General features: G+C 63.3%; 17 protein-coding genes. 8 read left to right on the top strand and 9 right to left on the bottom strand.

All coding sequences use genetic code 11. The annotated features are described in order from the left end of the window. Window positions 1–49 precede the first annotated feature (49 nt). The 8 genes from DWF74_RS08375 to DWF74_RS08410 all read left to right on the top strand — a co-directional run bounded on the left by DWF74_RS08375 (window position 50) and on the right by DWF74_RS08410 (window position 9,635). Entirely contained in the window at window positions 50–409 is a 360-nt protein-coding gene (locus DWF74_RS08375) for a DUF5064 family protein (protein WP_102860580.1), read from the top strand. Window positions 410–534: 125 nt separating this feature from the next. After that, window positions 535–2,043, top strand: coding sequence for a sigma-54-dependent transcriptional regulator (locus tag DWF74_RS08380; RefSeq protein ID WP_102860579.1), 1,509 nt, complete (start codon window positions 535–537; stop codon window positions 2,041–2,043). Window positions 2,044–2,476: 433 nt separating this feature from the next. Further along, window positions 2,477–2,860 (top strand): glycine cleavage system protein GcvH, encoded by a 384-nt coding sequence (gene gcvH / locus DWF74_RS08385; protein WP_102860578.1) that lies wholly within the window; start codon window positions 2,477–2,479, stop codon window positions 2,858–2,860. 10 nt (window positions 2,861–2,870) lie between these two features. Then, entirely contained in the window at window positions 2,871–5,726 is a 2,856-nt protein-coding gene (gene gcvP, locus DWF74_RS08390; RefSeq protein WP_115580753.1) for an aminomethyl-transferring glycine dehydrogenase, read from the top strand. Between the two features lie 180 nt (window positions 5,727–5,906). Beyond that, the gene (locus tag DWF74_RS08395) at window positions 5,907–7,283 is read left to right on the top strand and encodes an L-serine ammonia-lyase (protein ID WP_102860576.1); all 1,377 of its coding nucleotides are present in this window, start codon (window positions 5,907–5,909) and stop codon (window positions 7,281–7,283) included. A 40-nt stretch (window positions 7,284–7,323) separates the two neighbouring features. Further along, complete coding sequence (gene gcvT, locus DWF74_RS08400) at window positions 7,324–8,448, top strand: glycine cleavage system aminomethyltransferase GcvT (RefSeq protein ID WP_102860575.1); 1,125 nt, start codon at window positions 7,324–7,326, stop codon at window positions 8,446–8,448. A gap of 392 nt (window positions 8,449–8,840) precedes the next feature. Further along, a complete protein-coding gene (locus DWF74_RS08405) occupies window positions 8,841–9,053 on the top strand; it encodes a cold-shock protein (protein WP_007977299.1) in 213 nt (70 codons plus the stop codon). Between the two features lie 96 nt (window positions 9,054–9,149). Beyond that, window positions 9,150–9,635 carry an RDD family protein gene (locus DWF74_RS08410; protein ID WP_102860574.1) on the top strand — a complete coding sequence of 162 codons (486 nt, stop codon included), beginning with the start codon at window positions 9,150–9,152 and terminating at the stop codon, window positions 9,633–9,635. 63 nt (window positions 9,636–9,698) lie between these two features. Here DWF74_RS08410 and nadA read toward each other — a convergent pair whose 3' ends face one another. From nadA to DWF74_RS08455, 9 genes are all read right to left on the bottom strand, one after another. Continuing rightward, the gene (gene nadA / locus DWF74_RS08415; protein ID WP_102860573.1) at window positions 9,699–10,757 is read right to left on the bottom strand and encodes a quinolinate synthase NadA; all 1,059 of its coding nucleotides are present in this window, start codon (window positions 10,755–10,757) and stop codon (window positions 9,699–9,701) included. Between the two features lie 331 nt (window positions 10,758–11,088). After that, a complete protein-coding gene (locus tag DWF74_RS08420; protein WP_115580754.1) occupies window positions 11,089–11,730 on the bottom strand; it encodes a thioesterase domain-containing protein in 642 nt (213 codons plus the stop codon). After that, window positions 11,727–14,795: an AMP-binding protein gene (locus DWF74_RS08425; protein WP_115580755.1), complete on the bottom strand. Its 3,069-nt coding sequence runs from the start codon at window positions 14,793–14,795 to the stop codon at window positions 11,727–11,729. Before DWF74_RS08425 ends, DWF74_RS08420 begins: the two co-directional genes overlap by 4 nt. Window positions 14,796–14,799: 4 nt before the next feature. Then, window positions 14,800–15,810 carry a zinc-dependent alcohol dehydrogenase gene (locus tag DWF74_RS08430; RefSeq protein ID WP_115580756.1) on the bottom strand — a complete coding sequence of 337 codons (1,011 nt, stop codon included), beginning with the start codon at window positions 15,808–15,810 and terminating at the stop codon, window positions 14,800–14,802. Further along, window positions 15,810–17,153: a 3-phosphoshikimate 1-carboxyvinyltransferase gene (locus DWF74_RS08435; protein WP_115580757.1), complete on the bottom strand. Its 1,344-nt coding sequence runs from the start codon at window positions 17,151–17,153 to the stop codon at window positions 15,810–15,812. Before DWF74_RS08435 ends, DWF74_RS08430 begins: the two co-directional genes overlap by 1 nt. Further along, window positions 17,150–18,358, bottom strand: a complete 1,209-nt coding sequence (locus DWF74_RS08440; protein WP_240322040.1) for a Coenzyme F420 hydrogenase/dehydrogenase, beta subunit C-terminal domain — start codon at window positions 18,356–18,358, stop codon at window positions 17,150–17,152. Before DWF74_RS08440 ends, DWF74_RS08435 begins: the two co-directional genes overlap by 4 nt. A 113-nt stretch (window positions 18,359–18,471) precedes the next feature. Then, window positions 18,472–18,939 (bottom strand): GNAT family N-acetyltransferase, encoded by a 468-nt coding sequence (locus DWF74_RS08445; RefSeq protein WP_102860567.1) that lies wholly within the window; start codon window positions 18,937–18,939, stop codon window positions 18,472–18,474. Next, entirely contained in the window at window positions 18,940–19,875 is a 936-nt protein-coding gene (locus tag DWF74_RS08450) for a DMT family transporter (RefSeq protein WP_115580759.1), read from the bottom strand. Further along, window positions 19,856–22,756: an AMP-binding protein gene (locus DWF74_RS08455; RefSeq protein WP_115580760.1), complete on the bottom strand. Its 2,901-nt coding sequence runs from the start codon at window positions 22,754–22,756 to the stop codon at window positions 19,856–19,858. Before DWF74_RS08455 ends, DWF74_RS08450 begins: the two co-directional genes overlap by 20 nt. Window positions 22,757–22,759 lie beyond the last annotated feature (3 nt).

Below are 22,759 nucleotides of genomic sequence, written 5' to 3' on the forward strand. Positions count from 1 at the left end.
GGCAGGCCCGCTGCCTGCCCTCATTCAAAGCCCTGGAGGAGAGACGCCTATGGCCATGTTTGAGCCCGGTCACCTGCATATAGAGCGCCATGCGCTGAGCAAGGACGACTTCAGCTACAACCTGTGCATCGACTACGAACTGGCCCAGGACCCCAAGGAGGGTCATGGCATGCTGTTCACCCTGCACGGCACCATTGAAGACAAATCCTTGAAAGAGCAGTTCTTCCTGGCCAAGGACCTGGCCTTTGACTTCGCCCGTCACGCCACCCGCATCGCCCAACAGTACGGCTTGCCCAAGAGCGCCAGCATTGCCTCCATGCACAAGTACTACGACGAGATGTTCGAAGACGTACGCAAGCAACTGAACGTCAAGCCCGGCGACCCGATCAACCCCGAACACCTGGCATGACCCCCCTTCTGTAGGAGCCGGCTTGCCGGCACGCCGGCTCCTACAACGCCCCCATCGATTTCGACTAAGGCCCTCGCCCAAGGCATACTGGCGCACTTCAGTGTCCCAGAATCTTCTGTCATCCCATGCGTATCCACGTCAGTTTCATCGACCGCGTCGGCATTACCCAGGAAGTCCTGGCCCTGCTGGGCGGACGCAATCTCAACCTGGATGCGGTGGAGATGGTGCCGCCCAACGTCTATATCGATGCCCCGACCCTGAGCCCCCAGGTACTGGAAGAGCTGCGTGATGCGCTGTTCAACGTGCAGGGCGTGCAGGCGGTAACGGTGGTCGATATCCTGCCCGGCCAGCGTCGCCACTTGCAGTTGGACGCCTTGCTGGCGGCCATGACCGATCCGGTACTGGCCCTGGACAGCGCCGGCAAGGTATTGCTGGCCAACCCGGCGCTGATCGCCCTGTATGGTCGTGAACCGGCGGGAGAAAGCGTCGCCGAACTGTTTGCCGATGCCGCACTGCTGGAGGCCCTGCTGGAAAACGGCTTTCGCCTGCCGCTGCGGGAAATCATGGTCAACGGACAGACACTGCTGCTGGATGCCACGCCCATTACCGATGCCGGCGCGCTGCTGACCCTGTATCAACCCAACCGCATCGGCGAGCGTCTCTCGGCCCTGCACCATGATCACGCCGAAGGCTTCGATGCCCTGCTCGGCGAATCCCCGGCGATCCGCACGCTCAAGGCCCGGGCCCAACGGGTCGCGGCCCTGGATGCACCGCTGTTGATCCAAGGGGAAACCGGCACCGGCAAGGAGCTGGTGGCCCGCGCCTGCCACGCCATCAGCGCTCGGCACAGTGCGCCCTTCCTGGCCTTGAACTGCGCGGCGCTGCCGGAAAACCTCGCCGAGAGCGAACTGTTCGGCTACGCCCCCGGGGCCTTCACCGGGGCCCAGCGCGGCGGCAAGCCGGGGCTGATGGAGCTGGCCAACCAGGGCACGGTGTTTCTCGATGAGATCGGCGAGATGTCGCCTTACCTGCAAGCCAAGCTGCTGCGTTTTCTCAACGACGGCAGTTTTCGCCGGGTCGGTGGCGATCGCGAGATCAAGGTCAATGTGCGCATCCTCAGCGCCACCCATCGTGACCTGGAAAAGATGGTCGGCGAAGGCAGCTTCCGCGAAGACCTGTTCTACCGCCTCAACGTATTGAATGTCGAAGTGCCGCCGCTGCGCGAACGTGGCCAGGACATCCTGCTGCTGGCCCGCTACTTCATGCAGCAGGCCTGCGCGCAGATCCAGCGCCCGGTGTGTCGCCTGACCCCGGGCACCTACCCCGCCCTGCTGGGCAACCGCTGGCCGGGCAACGTGCGGCAGTTGCAAAACGTGATCTTTCGCGCCGCTGCGATCTGCGAAAGCAACCTGGTGGACATCGGCGACCTGGACATCGCCGGCACCTCGGTGGCACGGCAGAACGACACCGAAATCGAGAGCCTGGAACAGGCCGTGGAAAGCTTCGAGAAAGAGCTGCTGGAAAACCTCTACGTGCACTACCCCTCGACCCGGCAACTGGCCAACCGCCTGCAGACCTCCCACACCGCCATCGCCCATCGCCTGCGCAAGTACGGCATTCCCAACAAGGCCTGACCTGCCCCCTCACCCGTAGGAGCCGGCTCGCCGGCGAAGAGGCCCTCAAGCCCTGTGTAGTTCATCAGGGTGCCTTCGCTGACAAACCCGCCCCCACACCAGCCCCTCCCTGTCAGAGCCAGTCGCCGATACAGGTCTGAAAGCGACCTGCAACTGTACTGAAAGCGCTACAGCGGAACGATTTCGCTACACAGCCTTGTAATCGCTGCCGTGCAAGGCTTTGATCCTCAAAGCCTTTTTTCTACAGCATCAGGTGTAGCGATTTCGCTACACGCGAAAATTTCAGGCCAAAGAGAAAATCACTCAAGCCGTTGTTTTTAAAGGATTAAATATTTATTGGCCGTGTTCTTGCTATGGACATTGTCATTCGGCTCGGCCCTGCACGAGCATTCAATCGCGTCCACCAGACGAGTCTGGCCCTTGAGGAGTTTCCATGAGCGAGTTGCGTTTTACTGAAGATCACGAATGGCTGCGTAGCGAAGCGGATGGCAGTGTCACCGTCGGCATCACGGCTTTCGCCCAGAACGCTCTGGGTGATGTGGTGTTTGTGCAACTGCCGGAGCTGCAGAGCTACGACAAGGGCGCCGAAGCCGCCACCGTGGAATCGGTAAAGGCCGCCAGCGGCGTGTACATGCCACTGGACGGTGAAGTGGTCGCCACCAACCCGGCCCTGGAAGACAGCCCAGAACTGGTCAACGAAGATCCGCTGGGTGAAGGCTGGTTCTTCCGCTTCATTCCCGCCGATGCCGCCGCTGTCGGCCAACTGCTGGATCAGGACGCCTACGACCGCCTGATCAAAGCCAGCGCCGAAGCCTGAGGAGCCCGTCATGACCGTCAACCTGACTACCGCCAACGAATTCATCGCGCGCCACATCGGCCCGCGCCAGGCCGATGAGCAAGCCATGCTCAACAGCCTGGGCTTCGACTCCCTGGAAGCCCTGAGCGCCAGCGTGATTCCCGACAGCATCAAGGGCACCAGCGTGCTGGACCTGGGCCAGGGCCAGAGCGAAGCCCAGGCCCTGGCCTCGATCAAGGCCATCGCTGCCAAGAACCAGCTGTTCAAGACCTACATCGGCCAGGGCTACTACAGCTGTCACACCCCCTCGCCAATCCTGCGCAACCTGCTGGAAAACCCGGCCTGGTACACCGCCTACACCCCCTACCAGCCAGAAATCTCCCAAGGTCGCCTGGAAGCCCTGCTGAACTTCCAGACCCTGATCAGCGACCTGACCGGCCTGCCGATCGCCAACGCCTCGCTGCTGGACGAAGGCACTGCCGCCGCCGAAGCCATGACCTTCTGCAAGCGCCTGAGCAAGAACAAGGGCAGCCACGCCTTCTTCGCTTCCGTGCATTGCCACCCGCAAACCCTGGACGTACTGCGCACTCGTGCCGAGCCCCTGGGGATCAACGTGGTGGTTGGCGATGAGCGCAAACTGACCGATGTCAGCCCGTTCTTCGGTGCCCTTCTGCAATACCCGGCGAGCAACGGCGACCTGTTCGACTACCGCGAACTAGCCGAGCGCTTCCACAACGCCAACGCCCTGGTGGCCGTGGCCGCCGACCTGCTGGCCCTGACCCTGCTGACCCCGCCGGGCGAATTCGGTGCCGACGTAGCCATCGGCAGCGCCCAGCGCTTTGGTGTACCGCTGGGCTTCGGTGGCCCGCACGCGGCTTACTTCTCCACTCGCGATGCGTTCAAGCGCGACATGCCGGGCCGTCTGGTCGGTGTCTCGGTAGACCGTTTCGGCAAGCCGGCCCTGCGCCTGGCCATGCAGACCCGCGAGCAGCATATCCGCCGTGAAAAGGCCACCAGCAACATCTGCACCGCCCAGGTACTGCTGGCCAACATCGCCAGCATGTACGCCGTGTACCACGGCCCCAAAGGCCTGATCCAGATTGCCCAGCGCATCCACCAACTGACCGCGATCCTGGCCAAGGGCCTGAAGGATCTGGGGCTGGCCGTGGAGCAGGACAACTTCTTCGACACCCTGAGCCTGCGCACCGGTGCCGACACCGCCGCGCTGCACGACAAGGCTCATGCCCGAGGCATCAACCTGCGGGTGATCGACGCCGAGCGCCTGGGCCTGTCCCTGGACGAAACCACCACCCAGGCCGACGTTGAAGGCCTGTGGAACCTGCTGGGCGAAGGCAAGGCCGCACCGGACTTCGCCGCCCTGGCGGCTGCGGTCACCAGCAGCATCCCCGCGGCCCTGGTCCGTCAGTCGGCAATCCTCAGCCACCCGGTGTTCAACCGCTATCACTCGGAAACCGAGCTGATGCGCTACCTGCGCAAATTGGCGGACAAGGACCTGGCCCTGGATCGCACCATGATCCCGCTGGGTTCCTGCACCATGAAGCTCAACGCCGCCAGCGAGATGATCCCGATCACCTGGGCCGAGTTCGGTGCTCTGCACCCTTTCGCTCCGGCCGAGCAGAGTGCTGGCTACCAGCAACTGACCACCGAGCTGGAAGCCATGCTCTGCGCCGCCACCGGCTACGACGCCGTCTCCCTGCAGCCCAACGCCGGCTCCCAGGGTGAGTACGCCGGTCTCCTGGCCATCCGCGCCTATCACCAGAGTCGTGGCGATGACCGTCGCGACATCTGCCTGATTCCTTCCTCGGCCCACGGCACCAACCCGGCCACCGCCAACATGGCCGGCATGCGCGTGGTGGTCACCGCCTGCGACGCCCGCGGCAACGTCGATATTGAAGACCTGCGGGCCAAGGCCATCGAGCACCGCGAACACCTCGCCGCGCTGATGATCACTTACCCGTCGACCCACGGTGTGTTCGAAGAAGGCATCCGCGAAATCTGCGGCATCATTCATGACAACGGCGGCCAGGTGTACATCGATGGAGCCAACATGAACGCCATGGTCGGCCTCTGCGCGCCGGGCAAATTCGGTGGCGATGTGTCCCACCTGAACCTGCACAAGACCTTCTGCATTCCCCACGGCGGTGGCGGCCCGGGCGTTGGCCCGATCGGCGTCAAATCGCACCTGGCGCCTTTCCTGCCGGGCCACGCGGCGCTGGAAAACAAGACAGGCGCGGTGTGTGCAGCACCGTTCGGCAGCGCCAGCATCCTGCCGATCACCTGGATGTACATCCGCATGATGGGCGGCGCCGGCCTCAAGCGCGCATCGCAGCTGGCGATCCTCAATGCCAACTACATTTCCCGGCGCCTGGAAGAGCACTACCCCGTGCTCTACACCGGCAGCAACGGCCTGGTGGCCCACGAATGCATCCTCGACCTGCGTCCTTTGAAAGACAGCAGCGGCATCAGCGTCGATGACGTGGCCAAGCGCCTGATCGATTTTGGCTTCCACGCGCCGACCATGTCGTTCCCGGTGGCCGGTACCCTGATGATCGAACCGACCGAAAGCGAATCCAAGGAAGAACTGGACCGCTTCTGCGACGCCATGATCCGCATCCGCGAGGAAATCCGCGCCGTGGAAAACGGCACTCTGGACAAGGACGACAACCCGCTGAAGAACGCTCCGCACACAGCAGCAGAACTGGTGGGCGAATGGTCCCATCCGTACAGCCGCGAGCAGGCCGTGTACCCAGTGGCATCGCTGATCGAAGGCAAGTACTGGCCGCCGGTTGGTCGGGTCGACAACGTGTTTGGCGACCGCAACCTGGTGTGCGCCTGCCCGTCGATCGAAAGCTACCAGGACGCCTAAGCCGTCCATCACAGGAGAGCCGTGCCCCTGCAGATACCGCGTATACCTGTAGGAGCCGGCTCGCCGGCGATGAGCGATAACGCATCAATCGGGCAGAGCAGCGGCGCCTGAATCGCGGGCAAGCCCGCTCCTGCAAGTGCCTGCTTGCCGATCAATACAATAAGAAACCGGAGAACCAACATGTCCCTGAGCGTGTTCGACCTGTTCAAGATTGGCATCGGCCCCTCCAGCTCCCACACCGTCGGCCCGATGCGCGCCGCCGCGCGTTTTGTCGAAGGCCTGCGGCGCGATCAGCTGCTGGCCAGCACCACCTGCGTCAAAGTCGAGCTGTACGGCTCGCTGGGCGCCACCGGTAAAGGCCATGGCAGCGACAAGGCGGTGCTGCTGGGCCTGGAAGGTGAACACCCGGACACCGTGAACACCGAAAACATCTCCGCACGCCTGCAGCAAATACGCAGCAGCGGACGTATCGATCTGCTCGGCGAACACAGCATTGCGTTCAACGAGAAAGAACACCTGGCAATGATCCGCAAACCCCTGGCCTATCACCCCAATGGCATGATTTTCCGTGCCTTCGATAGCGCCGGTCTGCAGATCCGCAGCCGTGAGTACTATTCCGTTGGCGGCGGTTTCGTGGTCGATGAAGACGCCGCCGGCGCCGACCGTATCGTCGAAGACACCACCCGTTTGACCTTTCCTTTCAGGAACGCCAAGGAACTGCTGCAGCACTGCAGCACTTACGGCTTGTCCATCAGCCAGGTGATGCTGACCAACGAAAGCGCCTGGCGCCCGGAAGCGGAAACCCGTGCCGGGCTGCTGAAAATCTGGCAGGTGATGCAGGACTGCGTGGACGCCGGTTGTCGCAATGAAGGGATTCTGCCCGGCGGACTCAAGGTCAAGCGCCGCGCCGCCGCCTTGCATCGCCAACTGTGCAAACACCCGGAAGCGGCACTGCGCGATGCCCTGTCAGTACTGGACTGGGTCAACCTCTACGCCCTGGCGGTGAATGAAGAAAACGCCAACGGCGGGCGAGTGGTCACCGCCCCTACCAATGGCGCGGCCGGAATCATTCCGGCGGTGCTGCATTACTACATGCGCTTCATCCCCGGGGCCAACGAAGACGGGGTGGTGCGCTTTCTCCTCACGGCTGCGGCCATCGGCATTCTGTACAAGGAAAACGCCTCGATCTCCGGCGCCGAAGTCGGCTGCCAGGGCGAAGTGGGCGTGGCCTGCTCAATGGCGGCCGGGGCCTTGTGCGAAGTCCTCGGAGGCAGCGTGCAGCAGGTGGAGAACGCCGCGGAAATCGGCATGGAACACAATCTGGGTTTGACCTGCGACCCGATTGGCGGCCTGGTGCAAGTGCCCTGCATCGAGCGCAACGCCATGGGTTCGGTCAAAGCCATCAACGCGGTGCGCATGGCTCTGCGCGGCGACGGGCAGCATTTCGTCTCCCTGGACAAGGTCATTCGCACCATGCGCCAGACCGGCGCCGACATGAAAAGCAAATACAAGGAAACCGCCCGTGGCGGTCTGGCCGTGAACATTATCGAGTGCTGATGCCCAAGCGACGCATCCGCACATTTTTCAGGAGTTGCCCATGTCCACCGAAACACTGTTGAAAACCCCATTGCACAGCCTGCACCTGGAACTCGGCGCCCGCATGGTGCCGTTCGCCGGCTACGACATGCCGGTGCAGTACCCGCTTGGGGTGATGAAAGAGCATCAGCACACCCGTGAGCACGCCGGTCTGTTCGATGTGTCCCACATGGGGCAGATCCGCTTGAGCGGCGCCAATGCCGCCCAGGCCCTGGAAACCCTGGTGCCGGTAGACATCATCGACTTGCCGGTGGGCATGCAGCGCTACGCCATGTTCACCAACGAACAGGGCGGCATCCTCGACGACCTGATGGTCGCCAACCTGGGCGACGGGCAACTGTTCCTGGTGGTCAACGCCGCGTGCAAGGAGCAGGACCTGGCCCATCTGCGCCAGCACATCGGCGATCAATGCGACATCCAACCCCTGTTCGAAGAACGCGCCCTGCTGGCACTGCAAGGACCGGCAGCAGTCACCGTACTGGCACGCCTGGCGCCGGAAGTGGCGCAGATGACCTTCATGCAGTTCAAGCCGGTGCAGGTGCTGGGCGCCGACTGTTTTGTCAGCCGTTCGGGTTACACCGGAGAGGACGGCTTCGAAATCTCGGTACCGGCTGATCAGGCGGAAAAACTTGCCCGGGCGCTGTTGGCCGAGCCAGAAGTGGCGGCCATTGGGCTGGGCGCCCGTGACTCCCTGCGCCTGGAAGCCGGCCTGTGCCTGTATGGCCACGATATGAACAGCGACACCACGCCGATCCAGGCCAGCCTGCTGTGGGCTATCTCCAAGGTCCGCCGTGCCGATGGTGCCAGGGCTGGGGGTTTCCCAGGCGCCCAGGCGATCTTTGCCCAACAGCAAGATGGCGTCAGTCGCAAACGCGTCGGCCTGCTGCCCCAGGAACGGACACCGGTACGAGAAGGCGCGGAAATCGTCGACGCCGAAGGCAACATCATCGGTAGCGTCTGCAGCGGCGGCTTCGGCCCCACCTTGGGCGGTCCATTGGCCATGGGTTACCTCGATGTGAAGCACAGCGCACTTGATACGCCGGTTGCTGCAATAGTTCGTGGGAAAAAGGTGCCAATGCTTGTAAGCAAAATGCCATTCGTGCCACAACGCTACTACCGTGGCTAAAGGACTGTTTCTATAAGTAACGCGGTTGCGTTAGAAGTGCACTAATCTGTAACGCAACCGCCATAAAACAGTGCATATTTTCGATACTGAACGCTACTTATAACGCCCGAAAACAATTGAACAACTCTATCGAATAAGCCCTGCACGCTAGTTCCGCCAAACCTCGGAAAGCTGAGTAAAACCGGGGCTTCGCGGGGCTTGTTTTTTCTCCCATAGTTGGCGTAGAGTTTCCCCACTGTGTTTGCATGGGTCGCTTGGAATCGTGACCTGGGCAGTAGCTAACAAGTTTGCTACAACCCGTTCGACGTCTCTTACTTTCCTGCAACCCAGCCCAGTACTCTTTCATGAGGAAGAGACTGTCATTAATTTTTTAGCGTCAAAGGAAATAAGAAATGTCCCAACGTCAGAGCGGTACCGTCAAGTGGTTTAACGACGAGAAAGGTTTTGGTTTTATCACTCCAGAAAGCGGTCCGGATCTGTTCGTACACTTCCGCGCCATTCAGGGCAACGGCTTCAAGAGCCTGAAAGAAGGCCAAAAAGTGACCTTCATCGCTGTGCAAGGCCAGAAAGGCATGCAGGCTGACGAAGTACAAGCAGAAGCTTAATCGTCTGTAACGAAAAAGCCCCTGATGCTGACATCAGGGGCTTTTTTGTGCGCGCAATTCCGTAAAATGGCTTCTTTTTTCAGTCGAGAGCCTGTCATGTCGAAGCATCTGCTAAGCCCCCAAGGCGATTTCCCTACTGTCGGCCTGGGACGTCGCCTGGCAGCGATGTTCTATGATTTTCTACTGTGCGTCGCCCTGCTGATCGTCACCGGCGGCATCTACAAATTTATCCAGATGCAGATCATCGGCGAAGCGCGGATGCGTGCCTTGACCGAATCCGGCGCTCTGGATGGCGACCCGCTGTACTCCACCGTCCTGCTGTTTGTGCTGTTCGGCTTCTTCGCCAAATTTTGGACCCATTCAGGGCAGACCCTGGGCATGCAGGTCTGGGGCATCCGCGTACAGAACGCCGATGGCAGCCGCATCAGCCTGTGGCAGGCATTGCTGCGCTTCATGGTATCGATCGCGTCCTGGCTGTGCGCCGGCCTGGGCTTCTTCTGGGTGCTGGTGGACAAGCAGAAACGCAGCTGGCACGACATCTATTCCAATACCCAGCTGGTGCGTATCCCCAAGAAGAAATAGCCCGCCACTCACCAAAACGCCCCGACAGATCGGGGCGTTTTCATGACCACGGGAGAAAACCGATCAGGCGTTACCCGCCAGTTTCATCCGCGCCGCCTGGGTGAAGTCCAGCATGCGCTTGAGCGGCCGAACCGCATTAGGGATCAGCGCCGGGTCCACATGGATCTCGTTGCTGCCCTGCTGCAGGCACTGCAAGGTGCGCTCAAGGGTATTCATGGCCATCCACGGGCAATGGGCGCAACTGCGGCATGCCGCGCCGTTACCGGCAGTAGGCGCCTCGATGAACACCTTGTCCGGGCACAGCTGCTGCATCTTGTAGAAGATGCCGCGGTCGGTAGCGACGATGAAGGTCTTGTTCGGCAAGCGCTGCGCGGCCGCGATCAACTGGCTGGTGGAGCCAACCGCGTCAGCCAGATCGATCACCGAACTGGGGGACTCCGGGTGCACCAGGATCGCCGCCTCTGGGTACAGCGCCTTCATGTCTTCCAGTTGCTTGGACTTGAACTCTTCATGAACGATGCATGCACCGTCCCAGAGCAGCATGTCGGCACCGGTCTGGCGCTGGATGTAAGTCCCCAGGTGCTTGTCCGGACCCCAGATGATCTTCTCGCCGTTATCCATCAGGCTTTCGACGATCTCCAGGGCGCAGCTGGAGGTGACCACCCAATCGGCGCGGGCTTTGACCGCAGCCGAGGTGTTGGCATACACCACCACGGTACGCTCGGGATGCTGATCGCAAAAAGCCGAGAACTCATCCACCGGGCAACCCAGATCGAGAGAGCAAGTGGCTTCCAGCGTCGGCATCAGCACGCGTTTTTCAGGATTGAGAATCTTCGCCGTTTCCCCCATGAAGCGGACACCGGCAACCACGACGGTCTTGGCCGGATGGGCATTGCCGAAGCGCGCCATTTCCAGGGAGTCGGAAACACAGCCACCGGTTTCTTCGGCCAGGGCCTGAATCACCGGATCACAATAGAAATGTGCAACCAGCACCGCATCCTGAGCCTTGAGCTCGGCAGCGATGGCGGTACGCAGATGGGCCTCTTGCTCAGCGCTCAAGGGTTTGGGCTGCTTGGCGTCGAGGTGGGCTTGAACCAGAAGGCGTTCAGAAATTTGCGTCATGTTCGCAAGACCTGCAGGCGCTTGGGCGCGAAAGTCGAGTATACCACCGGCTCCGGACCGCTTAGGGCCCCGCCGGGAGAGTGAGTTCATCAGGTACGGACAGCATTGGAGCCGCGCAAGGCTACAGAATATCCAGGGTATTCAAAAGCCTATTCTGCCCAACAGCCACGCCCCGCCCCGCCGGCTCCGTATCTGCCCCGGGCGGGTTCAAGACGCGCCTGGACCGTCGGTCGGGCCGAACACTACCCTGCCCCGGTCCGGCATGCACCAGCAGGAGGTGCAAGGAGAGACCCGACGGGAACTTCACTCGCCTCGAACAACCCACAACCGCTCACCAAGCGATTCGCGGCAGAGCGCTGCGGTCCAGAAGCCAGGTCGCCACATCAAGGCTGTTGATCACTGAAGCATGGTGACTCCGCTCATCCCGCCAGTAGCGATTGTCCTGAGCCGGATCGAGGCCCAAGCCCTGGGCCAGCGCCTCGGCGCTGCGGCCAGCAGACAGCAGCACATCCACCGAGCGCCCCTTCAGCGACACAGCCTGCCACTCAGAGAGCAGCAGGATATTGCCGTGAACGCAGTCACGGCTGACCAACTGTGCATCCACCAAGTCGTCGATATAGGCGTACTGCGGGTCGGCTTCCAGGCGCTGGGCAATGGCGGCCGGGGCCAGTCCCCGTAGCTCCGCCAGCCGTGGCGGGTCCACCAGCAATACCGGCTGCGGCGCACTCGCCGGGCCCCGCTGTGCCACGCAACAAGCGGCCACATAGGCGCCGAATGAGTAACCCAGCACCGCGTCCACTGTATTCAGGTCGTGCTCCTGGGCAATGTTTCGGGCCAGGGCGCCGACACTGGAATAGGGCCAGTAGTCGCTGTAGTTGACCTGCACCAGCGACACCCGCCCCTTGAGCGCCCGCCCCAGGGCGGAGAAACAGATCGGATGGCCGACAAAGTCGGGAAAGCAGATCAGCTTCATCGCCGTTCCCCTGCCGCAACAAAAGACTCAAGGAAGGCCCGGGCCTGCGGCTCTGGCAAATAGCTGTTGAGCAGCACCTCGCAGCCCTGGGCCGACTTGACCACTGTCAGGTCAAGCAGGGTCTTGGGCCACTCCGTGACGGGGTTGGCGATCCGGGTGTGCAGCCACTGTGCATCACTGGCCGGCAGCTCGACGAAGTTGCACAGGAACGCCGGGGCAAAGCCATACAAGCCCAGCGCGGCGAGTATCTCCTCATAGCCGAGCGCCGCTCGGGCCAGCTTGGCATTCAGGTAGTCCATGGTGGCTTGCGGCTCGCAACCCTGGGCAAATCGCTCCGGTGTCAGCGGCACCGGCACGGTGTAAGTGGAGAAACCGCTGATCACCGCCTGCTCGGCCCAGGCGAACAGCAGATTGACGATAGGCGCTTCGATCCCCAATCCCCCGGCACAGCCCTGGCGAAACGCCTGCAACAGGTGGAACAGACGTTGCGGCGAGGCCAGCTTCAACGGGTCCATGGCCAACCGCGCCCGCATCTGTACCGGCTGGGCGGTGGCCGCCGGCGCCGCGACATCGGCCAGCGGCGCATACTCCTCGGCCTCCTGCTCCCAGGCCTCGGTGCCGCCATCTGCCAGGCGTTCATAGTCCTCGACCTGCATCAGGTTGTTGCCGATAAAGGAAAAGTCCGCCCCCTCCGCTGTCAACTGCGGGTCCTGCGCCAACTGCTCAACGCTGCGCAGCAGGCTCAGTTGTCCGACGTGGTTGCCGAGAATGTGATGCAGCCACAGACCCAGGTGCAGGACGCCGTCGATGCGCACCTTGAACAGGCTGCACAGGTCCTGTTCGAACAACGACAGCGGCCGCTGGAGGAAGTGTTCCACGCAGGCCTCCTGGCTGGGGAACTCCGCCACGGCGTCCAGCCACAGGCGCGCCGGCGGCTCGGGGGCCAGGTCGAAACAGTACTCGCCCTCGACCCGGGCCACTCGACAGCCCGCTAGCGGATAACGCTGCTTCAGCCCCTGGGCCAGCGTCGCCAGGTCCAGCCCGGCGGCCGGCAACTGCTCGGGCCGGAACAGATAGAGCACGTTGTTGGCCCGCAGGTCCTTGTGCAACAGCTCGGCATACACCATCGACAGCTGGCTCTTGTTCAGGCCGATCCAGCGACTGTCGCCAGCCGCCTGCAACGGCTCGGGAACGTTGCGCAACACCTCCCGGGCCTGGCTGGCGGAGGTGGCGCGGAGCACGGCAAAACGCCCCAGGTGGCTGTTGATCGAAAACCCTGCATGGGCTTCGGACAGCGACTCCTGCTGCAGTGGCGTGACGTAGTACTGCTCGGTGCCCCTTTCCAGCAACGACGCCAAAATGGGCTGCGCCTGCAGCCAGTCCAGCAACTGCTGCAGGCTGCTCATGCGGTAGAACTGCTCCAGGCCCAGGCCCTCCCGACCCAGGTGCCGGTTCACCGTATCCACCAGCTTGATTGCCCCCAGTGAGTTGCCTCCGTTGTCGAAGAAACTGCGCTGACGGTCATGAGCCAACACGCCAAAGCGCGCGAGAAAACGCCCCGCTGCCGAATCGTCCACGTCCCGGGGCCGATGCTCGCCGCACAGGCGCTGCTTCAGTTCAGCGATATCCAGCTTGCCGGACGCCCGCAGGGGAAAGCGTTCAAGCCCGACAAAGCGCTGCGGCAGCATGAACGGCGGCAGGCGTTGCCGACCATACTCGGCCAGCGCCCCAGGCTCGACACCGGGGGCTTGCAGGTACACCAGCAGCAACTGCGCCTCGCTCCCCAGGTCATCCAGCAGCACCGCACAGTCGAGCATTCCCGGATAACGCTTGAAGGCCGCAGCCACCTCAGTCAACGACAGGCGCTGGCCACGCAACTTGATCTGGTCATCGCTGCGGCCGTGAAAGTGATACAGCCCCTGGCCATCGCGGGAAACCAGATCACCGCTGCGGTAGCAACGCAGCGTCTGGCCCTGCCACGGCCGTTCGATGAAGCGCTCCCGGGTCAGCGCGGCGTCCCCAAGATAACCGGGGGACAGCCCATCTCCGGCAATCAGCAATTCACCGGGCTCATCCACATCGCATTCCTGCCCGTCGGCCCGCACCAGCAGCAAGACAGCATCGTCCACGCCATGGCCGATGGGAATCTCCCGGGTGCTGTCAAAGTCCCGGGGAATGGCATAGACACAGGTGCCCATGGTGTTTTCCGTAGGGCCATAACCGTTGTACAGCGTCAGCCCGTCGGCGGCGGCATAGGCCTGCTGGATATGCCCCGCGGACAGCACCTCACCGCCGACCATCAGCCGCTGGACACCCCGCAGCCAGTCGCGATCGATGTCGATGAAGGTGTTGAACAGGGTCGAGGTCAGCCACAGGCTGTCGACCCCGGCGTCATGGATGTAACGCCGCAGGTGCCCGAGGGTCAGCGGACCGGGGACATGAATATGCAGCTCGCCGCCATTGAGCAGCGCAGTCCAGATCTCGAACTGCGAGGCATCGAAGGTCAGGTTCGAGGCATAGAGCATGCGAAAACCCGGCTGCAACGGAAAGTGTCGCGGGCGGTCGCAAAAGCCCAACACCCCGCGATGGGTGCAGGGAATGATCTTCGGTGCGCCGGTAGTGCCGCTGGAAAAGTTCACGTACACCGGCTCGGCACCGGTTAGCTGTGGCCAGCACGGCCGCTCGTCCGGCGGCGCCAGCAATGGCCCCAGTGCCAGATACCCGGGGCCACCGGCAGCCTCCTGAGTGATGCGCCAATGCACGCCGCTGCGCTCACAGACCGACTGGTTCCACTGGGGCGGATTGCTGCGGTCCAGATAGCAGTACGACAGGCCTGCCCGGACCATGCCCACCAGCAGCACCAGTTGCTCGATCGAACGCTCCACTTCCAGGCCCAGGGTGCTGCCCGGCGACAGGCCGAGGCCCAGCACCCGCGCCGCCACAGCGGCCGAGCGCCGCTCCAGCTCTCGGTAGCTGAGCCGTGCGCCGTTGCAGCTCAGTGCGGTGTCCGTGGCGTGGCGAGCGAAGACTTCATCCAGGCGCGAAGCAATAGATAGATAGCCCATGCCGTTAATCGTCCCTGTGCTTGATCAGGTTGATTCCAGGGGCGAAGAACGCCTCTGAGTTGTAGGTCTGCAACGCCTTGTGCAGATTCATCTCGACACGTTGCAAGTGCTCCAACCAGGCCTTGCCGGCCACCAGGTAGTCGAGGCAGCGCGCGATGTTGCGCTCCACACTGGCTTCCCCCGCCGGACACTGCACATTCTTGAGGCCATGATGGTAGGCGTCGTCGCGATAACCGTTACCGCAGCGGGAAACGTTGACGATGTCGATGTTGCCCATTTGCGGCGAGAGCTCCAGGGTCAGGCTGACTCGCCCGACATTCACCAGCCGCGAACGGGTTTGCCCGTTGCCCTGCGGATCGAGCAGCGCCAGCAAGCGCGGGAACAGGGCGCTGATATCGCCGTCGATGCACAGGAAGATCCGGGTGAAGCGCCCGGCCATCGCCCCAGGCTCGGCCAGCAGGTCGAGCACCCGCACCGGCAGGCCCGGATCGATGGCGGCCGGGTTCAGGTCGGCCACCCAGATCCGCGCGTCATGACAGGCCGCCACCAGGCCGAGCATCTTGCCCACCAGGCCCATGCCCACCACCAGGATCTGTTCCCCCGCCTGCAATTGCGCACGGTCCACCGCATGCACGGCCGTGGCGCCCAGGGTGGCGAGAATCGCCTGGTCCTGAGTCAGTGACGGCGGCACCTTGCACACCAGGCGCTGCGGCACCTGGATCCAGTTGGAATGGGTGGCGATCTTCCAGCCCATGGCCACCACCCGGTCCCCCGGTTGCAAGCCTGCAACCTTGGCCCCCACTGCGTGAACCACCCCGACCGCGCAATAGCCCAGTGGCAACTGCTCGCCCGTCTCGCGAACCTGCTGCAGGTAGTGGCGCTCGGTCCCCGGACTGACCATGGAATAGTCCACCGCCACCCGCACTTCGGTGGCCGCCAGTGCGGCGAGCGGCGCCTCAAGGGCGATCACGCCATTGGCGCCACAGGCGGTGAGTGTGTAGCAATCGGCGCGCATCAGACCTCCCGTCCGGTCAGGCGATCCAGGCATTGGGCGAACCCTGGAAAGGAAGTCTGGTAGCAATGCCCTTCGAGGATGGTGGCCTTGAGCCCGTGGGCCAGCAGTAGCACATGGGCAGTCATCGACAGGCGATGATCGCCGAAGGTCGGGATCGCCCCCTGCACTCGCGGTGTCTGCCCGCCCGACACCTGCACGTCGTAGCCCTCGACCCGATAGTCCAGGCCCAGGGCGTTGAGCATGCTGCGGGTGGCGGCGATCCGGTCCGACTCCTTGAAGGTCAGTTCGTAAAGGTCACTGAAGGTCGCACTTCCCGGCAGCACGCAGCTGATGGCCAGGGCCAGCGGCACCTCGTCGATCATCGCGTGGAACTGATGCTTGTCGCGCAAGTCGTGGGCCCTGGGTCGGCCACCGCCGCGCAGCAGCAGACGCCCCACCGGCTCGCCATGGCGAATGCTGTCCACTTCCAGCGTCAGGTTGAAGCCGCAGGCCAGCAGCCAGTTGAAGAAGCCCAGGCGCGTCGGGTTCAGGCACAGGTTGTCGAAGCTCAGGCACTGCTGCTCCTGGTGGCGGTTGCACAGCAGGAACAACGCCGCGGGATAGGCAATGGCCGATGGGTCGCGGGGCACGCTGATCTCGGTGGGGATCGCACAATCACGGGGCTGATAGTGGATCTGCAGCTGCTCGTCCTGCAGCCAGTCGCCAAAACTGTTGATGATGCGCTGGGTGTGATCCCGGGCCACCACCGGGTAACGGATCGACATCGGCTTGCGTGCCGCGACCCCGGCAAACAGCAAGGTGCTGATGGCCTGGGCGCTGCCAATCCGGATCTGCGCCGCACCGCCCTGGAACGACGCCTGATGAATGCGGATTGGCAGCGCTCCCGGCCGGCCCAGGTACTCCAGGTGGGCACCCATCTGGTTCAAGGGCTCGACGATCCAGTCGAAGGGACGATTGCGCAGGGTCTCGTCGCCGTCGACGATGCACGGCACATTGAGCCCCACCAGCATCCCGATCAACAGCCGCGCCGCAGCGCTGGAGGGCCCCAGGTCGACCCGCCGATCATGGGTTGCCTGGGCGAACTCACCGCTGATCTCCAGGCTCTGTGGCGCTTGCCCCGGCGTGACCTCAAGGCCCAGTTGCTGCAGGGCATCGAGCAACAGGGTCACCGCCTTGCCCCGGTTCAGGTCCCGCAGGCGCACCGGGTGCCGAGCCAGCGCAGCGAACAGGATCATCCGGTGGCTGATGGACTTGTCCGACGGCAAGTAGTCGTCGATGTTGGCCCAGACCTGCTGTTCACGGTCCAGGGTGAAATCGATGGGCCGGTCCGGATAATCGATCATGGGGTACTCCTGTACTTGGCGGGGTTGATCAGTTCGGCGTCGTCCACCAGCGCTTCGTCGTCGAAGGAGTCGCCCACACCGGGGCCGGCGGGCAGCACCAGCGGCTGGGTTTCGTAGAAGCGCCGGCGATTCTTCTTGCGTTCAAGGCCGAGGTTGAAGCCACTCAGGTCGACGCCCCAGCTTTCCAGCCGGCCGTGGGCGATCGCACTGTCCACCAGGGCCTGGCCCCTTTCGGTACGGATCAGCGCACGGCCGTGTTTCTGCTCCTGGGAGCCGTTGAGACTGGCTTCAAAAATGTTCGGGTCGCCGTCACAGACGCTGACGTCGGCCAGCCCGCTCATCCAGTCACCGCAACTGAGGCAGCGAAAGGTCTTGTTGTCCTTGAGCTTGCCGAGGATTTCCCAGAAATCGATGCCGAAGGTCTGGCTGTCCAGCAGGGTGACTTGCAGGCGCCCGGGGTAATCGCCTTCGCGGTACTTGATGCTGCGGACCTGTTGCGGGTCCTGCCCCAGCACTTCGCTGATGATGCTGCGGGTGCCGGCCGGCAAGGTGTTGGAGGAACAGGCGGTCTCGATCACGCAAACGATCTGGCTGCGGGCCCAGTGGCCGATGGCCGTGTCCCGACGCTGCAACTTGCGGATCGCCTGCACGTGGCAAGCCAGCCCCACCAGGGCGATGCGTGCCTTGGGCTGCTGTTCGTAAACTTCACGCAGGGCATTCAGGTAAGGCGCCAACTGGTAGGTGGACTGGGCATTGTTGATGATCGCCTGTGCGGCGCTGCCCAGCTGCGGGGCACTGCGCCAGCCCTGCTCGGGGTGACGGCCCATGGTCAGGGTCAGGTCCACGCCGAAGTGGTCCCGAGCAGTCAGCAACAAGGTGGTGGCGGTGCCGCCGCTGGCCGAGCGCCGGACAATCTGCGGATCGGTGGAGCGCGCGCCGATGGCGTGGCGACTGATTCCCAGCCAGCGCTCATCGGCGCGACGGGTACGACCGAACAACTCCAGCTCGGCGCGATCGGTATCCGGCTGCAACCCCGGACACACCGCCAGGCACTCGGTGCAAGTTCCACAACTGTCGCCGATGCCCTCCAGCAAGGGCACCACCCGATCCGGGTCGAAGCTGATCACCTGCTCTGGACACACCAGGGCACAAGCGCCGCAACCGGCACACAGATTCTGATCGAGCACCGTTAGTTTCAATAACATCCCTGTCATCTTGGACAAGCCTCGTGTGCCGTTTTCCGGGTGCAGCCGGCCGCGCCCCTGCGAATCAGGGGCGGGCAGAACCTGCTGTGCTGAAGGGGCCGCTGACGGTCAGCTCAAAGCGGGCGTTCCATCTTGATGATTTCGATGGAGACCGGGCTGTTGCCCCGGCTGAAAGTACCTTCGCCGATCTTCTGGAAGCCGTGATGGGCATAGAAGCCTTCGGCCGTCAGAGTCGCCTCCAGGTAAGCGGAGCGGGCACCGCTGGCCCGCAGTCGAGCGAGTGCCACCTCCAGCAGGCGGCTGCCGATACCGCGCCTGGCACCGTCGCCACGCATGAACAACTTGCTGATCTCGTTGCCGTCGAGCTCGACGAAACCTTCGATCTGCTCGCCCTCGGCCAGCCACAACAAGCCCTTTTCCACGGCTTCGCGGTAGGTTTCCGGCGAGCGCCCATCGAGCCACATGCGGATCTGCTGATCGCTGTATTCAGAGGTGCACAGGCGCTCTACCGAGTTGCGGTGGGCCTCGAAAATACCGATCAGATCGTCCGTGGTTGCCTGGCGTATCCGTACATTGCTCATTCAGCTGAACTCCACTTTCTTGGGGGCGGGGTGGTAGCGAAACTTGAAGTTGATCAGGCTGCCCAACATCACCAGGGCACTGCCGAGCATCAGGTGCAGGCTCAGGGGCGTCTCCCCCAGCCACGCCGACAGGTAGCTGGCACCGATCGGGTACAGCACGCCGACGTAGCCGGCGTTCTCGGCGCCCATGCGCTTGATCAGGTCGATGAACAGTACGAACACCAATGCCGAGCACACCACCCCCAGGTACAGCAGGATGCCGAGGTCGACCAGGGTTGCGGGCAGCTGCAGCCTGTGGCCGCTGAGCAGCAGGCTGATGGCGTACAGGGCGCAGGCCCAGCCGGACGCGACCTTGTTGATGTGCAAGGTGCCGAGCTGGAAGGTCTTCTGGATATGTTCGGAAAGCACCGAGGCGATGGCCACCGCCAGAAAGGACGTCAGCCCCAGAGCCACCCCAGCCAGCGACAGCGGCCGTCCCGGATCGCCAAGCATGAACACCCCCAGCCCGGCAATGCACACCCCTGCGCCGAGCAGGTTGTGCAAGGCAACCGGCACATGCAGGAACACCCGTTTGAGACCGATGATGAAGAAAATCACGAAGGCGCTGAGGCAGGCCATCTGCGCAGCGCCCAGGTAGGCAGTGGCCAGGTAGGCCAGGCCAATGCCGGCATAGAAGTACACCACCCCCACCGTGGCCATCAGCAGGTAGGCCTTGCGTGCCACCGGTTGCCGGGGGCCGGCGAACAGCCGTTGCCACAACCACAGCACGCCATAGGCGATCAGGAAGCGCAGCATCAGCGACGAGCCGACGTCGCTGCGCTCCACCTGCAGGGAGATGGCGATCCAGTTGGTGGACCAGATCAGCAGGCAACCGAGAAACATCAGCACGGCAACCAGTGAACGAGGTTTCTTGTTGTTATCGAGCATGGCGTTCATGGAGGTTTCTCTCGTTCAAGGCAGTGACGATCCCGCTCAACAACGACTCCAGGCGCTCGGCGCCGAAGACCTGCGGGTCGTAATCGATTTTCAGCAACAGCTCGCCCGCAGCCAGGTAGCCGGTGAACTCCAGGTGATGGCTGGGGCTGCCCTGCATCAACTGCAGGCTCAAGGGATGCACGCCGACCCGGGCCCCGGGTTCGTTCTCCACGGCGCCGAGGAAGTTGTAGCTGTAGCCACAATCGAACAGCCCCTTGAGCCGCTCGGCCTCGGGCGTGGCGAAATAGCGGTTGCCGAAACTGTGGGCGATCCCCTGGCTGGCCTGTTGGCTGGCCTTGATTGCGCCAGCAATCGCCTGCAGGTCCAGGCTGGTGATCTGCAACACCAGGGGGTAGATCACCGTCAGCCAACCGAACACGCTGTTGAGCTCGGCGCCACTCTTGTCCAGGGCCCGGCCGTGATCCAGCACATGGACTTTCTGGAACGGGTTGTCGTCACCCTGGCTCATGGCGCGAAGGATCGCCGCCAGCAACAGCTGGCTGGTCTCGACAACGCCCTGGGCCCACTGCGGCAGGTCGCGGACCGGGCCCAAAGACAGTTCTACCCGCCCAAAGGCCTCGCGCCGGGGAAACTCGGGCTGCTGCGCCGTCAACGGCCCGCAGCGGCTCCACGGCAGCGCCTCCCAGAACGCCTCATGGGTAGCAGCGGCATGCTCACGCTGGTAGGTCTGCTGCCACTCCTCGAAAGCCGTTGGCCGAGCCCAGCGCTGCATGCACTCCAGGCCCCGTACCAAGCATTCGTCCAGCTCGGAAACCAATAGCATCCAGGAGTACCGATCGACCTGGAACTGATGCCCGGCAATGATCAGGTGGTGGCCATCGGCGTCCTGTTGCTGACTGAAACACAAGTGCTGCCCCTGACTCAGGGAGATGGTCGCGCAGGTCTGGGCCACGGCTTGTTGCAGGTCCGTCGTGGCGGGCAGCAAGCCGAGGTCCTGCACGCCGTGCTCGATGAAGTGATGGCTGAATATCGCCCGCAACGCCTGGCTGACCCGCCCTGGCTCCTCGCCCGCGGCGATATCCAGCACCAGGGCCTGATTCCAGTGGTCCAGGTCGCTGATCCCGCGGCTGAGCAGAAAACGCCGATTGGGCAAGCCAATGGCCTGTGCTCGTGAAACCCCGGGACGGGCCTTGGCCTTCGCCGGCTGAAGCTGCAACTGCCCCAGCGCCTGATCCGACAGCAGCTCTTCCAGGTCCAGCACCAGACCTTTTCTCTTCAGCGTGGCGACCACCTGCAAGGCCCGCAGCGAATCACCGCCATTGTCGATAAAACTCCTGGCTGGGTCCGCACTCTGCCCGCCGAGCACCTGGCCGATGGCCTGCCACAAAGGCTCCGATGCGGCCTCTGTTGACGTTGGTGCCATGGCACTGGCGGCCAGTTGCGCGAGCGCCTGCCGGTCGATCTTGTTATTGCGGTTCAGGGCGAAACGCTCCACCAGCATGAACCGCGCCGGCACCCTGTGCGCCGGTAGCGCGGCCCTGGCGGCCTGACGCAGCAGGTCTTCGTCGAGGCTGGCGTCGCGGGCAATGACAAAGGCCACCAGGGCCACGTTATCCCCCGCCTGATGGGCGATCACACAGGCTTCCTGCACCTGGGCCAGGGCCTTGAGCTCCGACTCCACCTGAACCAGGCTGACCTTCTGCCCGTTGACCTTGACGATGGAGTCCTTGCGCCCCAGCAGGCGAATAGCGCCATCAGGCAGGCGGCACGCCAGATCGCCGGTGGCGTAGCACGGGCGCTGCGGGTCCGTGGGGCTGGGCTGGGTCAGCTCGACGATCAGCCCGCTGGCCGGGTCCAGGCGCCGGGCAACCAGGGAGGAATAGAGCAGCAATTCACCCACGCCCTCGCCATAGGGCTGCCCCGGCTCCTGGGCAATCTCCAGGGTTACACCCTCCACCGGACGATCCAGGGCCCAGGTCGGGTCCTGCAGGGTCTGCCCCTGATCGATCCTGGCGTAGAGCGCGGTGGTGCACTCGGTCGGTCCGTAGGCGTTGAACAATTGCGAACCTGGCGCAAAGGCCTGGTTGAAACGCTGGATGTCCGAGGGGTGGATGATCTCGCCACCGATCACCAACCGCTTGGGCTGGGCGTAAGTGGCGCTGGCGTCGCTGTAGAAGGCTCGCAGGTAGGGCACGGTCATGTGCAGCACGTCGATGTCGTGCTCGGCGATCATTGCCTCGACGGCGGCGAAGTCATGTTCCCGGGGATTGAGGCTGCACAGGGTGGAGCCGGTCTTCAGGCTGGCAAAGATGTCCATCAGGCCGGCGTCCCAGCCAGCGGAAGCCAGTTGCAGGACACGCTGCCCAGGGCCGATACCGACATGGCCGATGTAGTTGTCGATGTGCCGACCCAGGGCCTCGATGCGTTGCACTATGGCCTTGGGCTCACCGGTGGAGCCGCTGGTGAAGATCACGTACTCCTGGCAGCGCAGCGGGTATGCACGGCCAGGGGCTACGGGCCGGGGCTGCAGCTGCAGCAGGTCGAGCACCGGCAAGGAGGCGCTCAGTTGCGCGCCGGGCCGCGTCGTGCCATTGAGGATCAGGTTCACGCCCAGGCGCTCAAGCACCGGCGCCAGTTCGTCCAGGTTGCTCGCCGGGTCAATGAACACCACGCGCCGGGCGCTGGACAGGGCCGCGATCAGCGCCGCATACATGGCCCGGCCATGGCTGGCATACAACGCCACCACCGGCTGCTGCAACCCTTTCAATTCGGCACTGACGGCCTCGCGCAACCGGTCTAGCTCGGCAAAACCAAGGCTGCCCTGGACATCAATGATTCCTGCAACATCGGTACCCGCCATGCGAGCAAAAGCCTGCAACATGAT

The sequence above is a fragment of the Pseudomonas protegens genome, assembly GCF_003363755.1.
GTDB lineage: Bacteria > Pseudomonadota > Gammaproteobacteria > Pseudomonadales > Pseudomonadaceae > Aquipseudomonas > Aquipseudomonas danubii.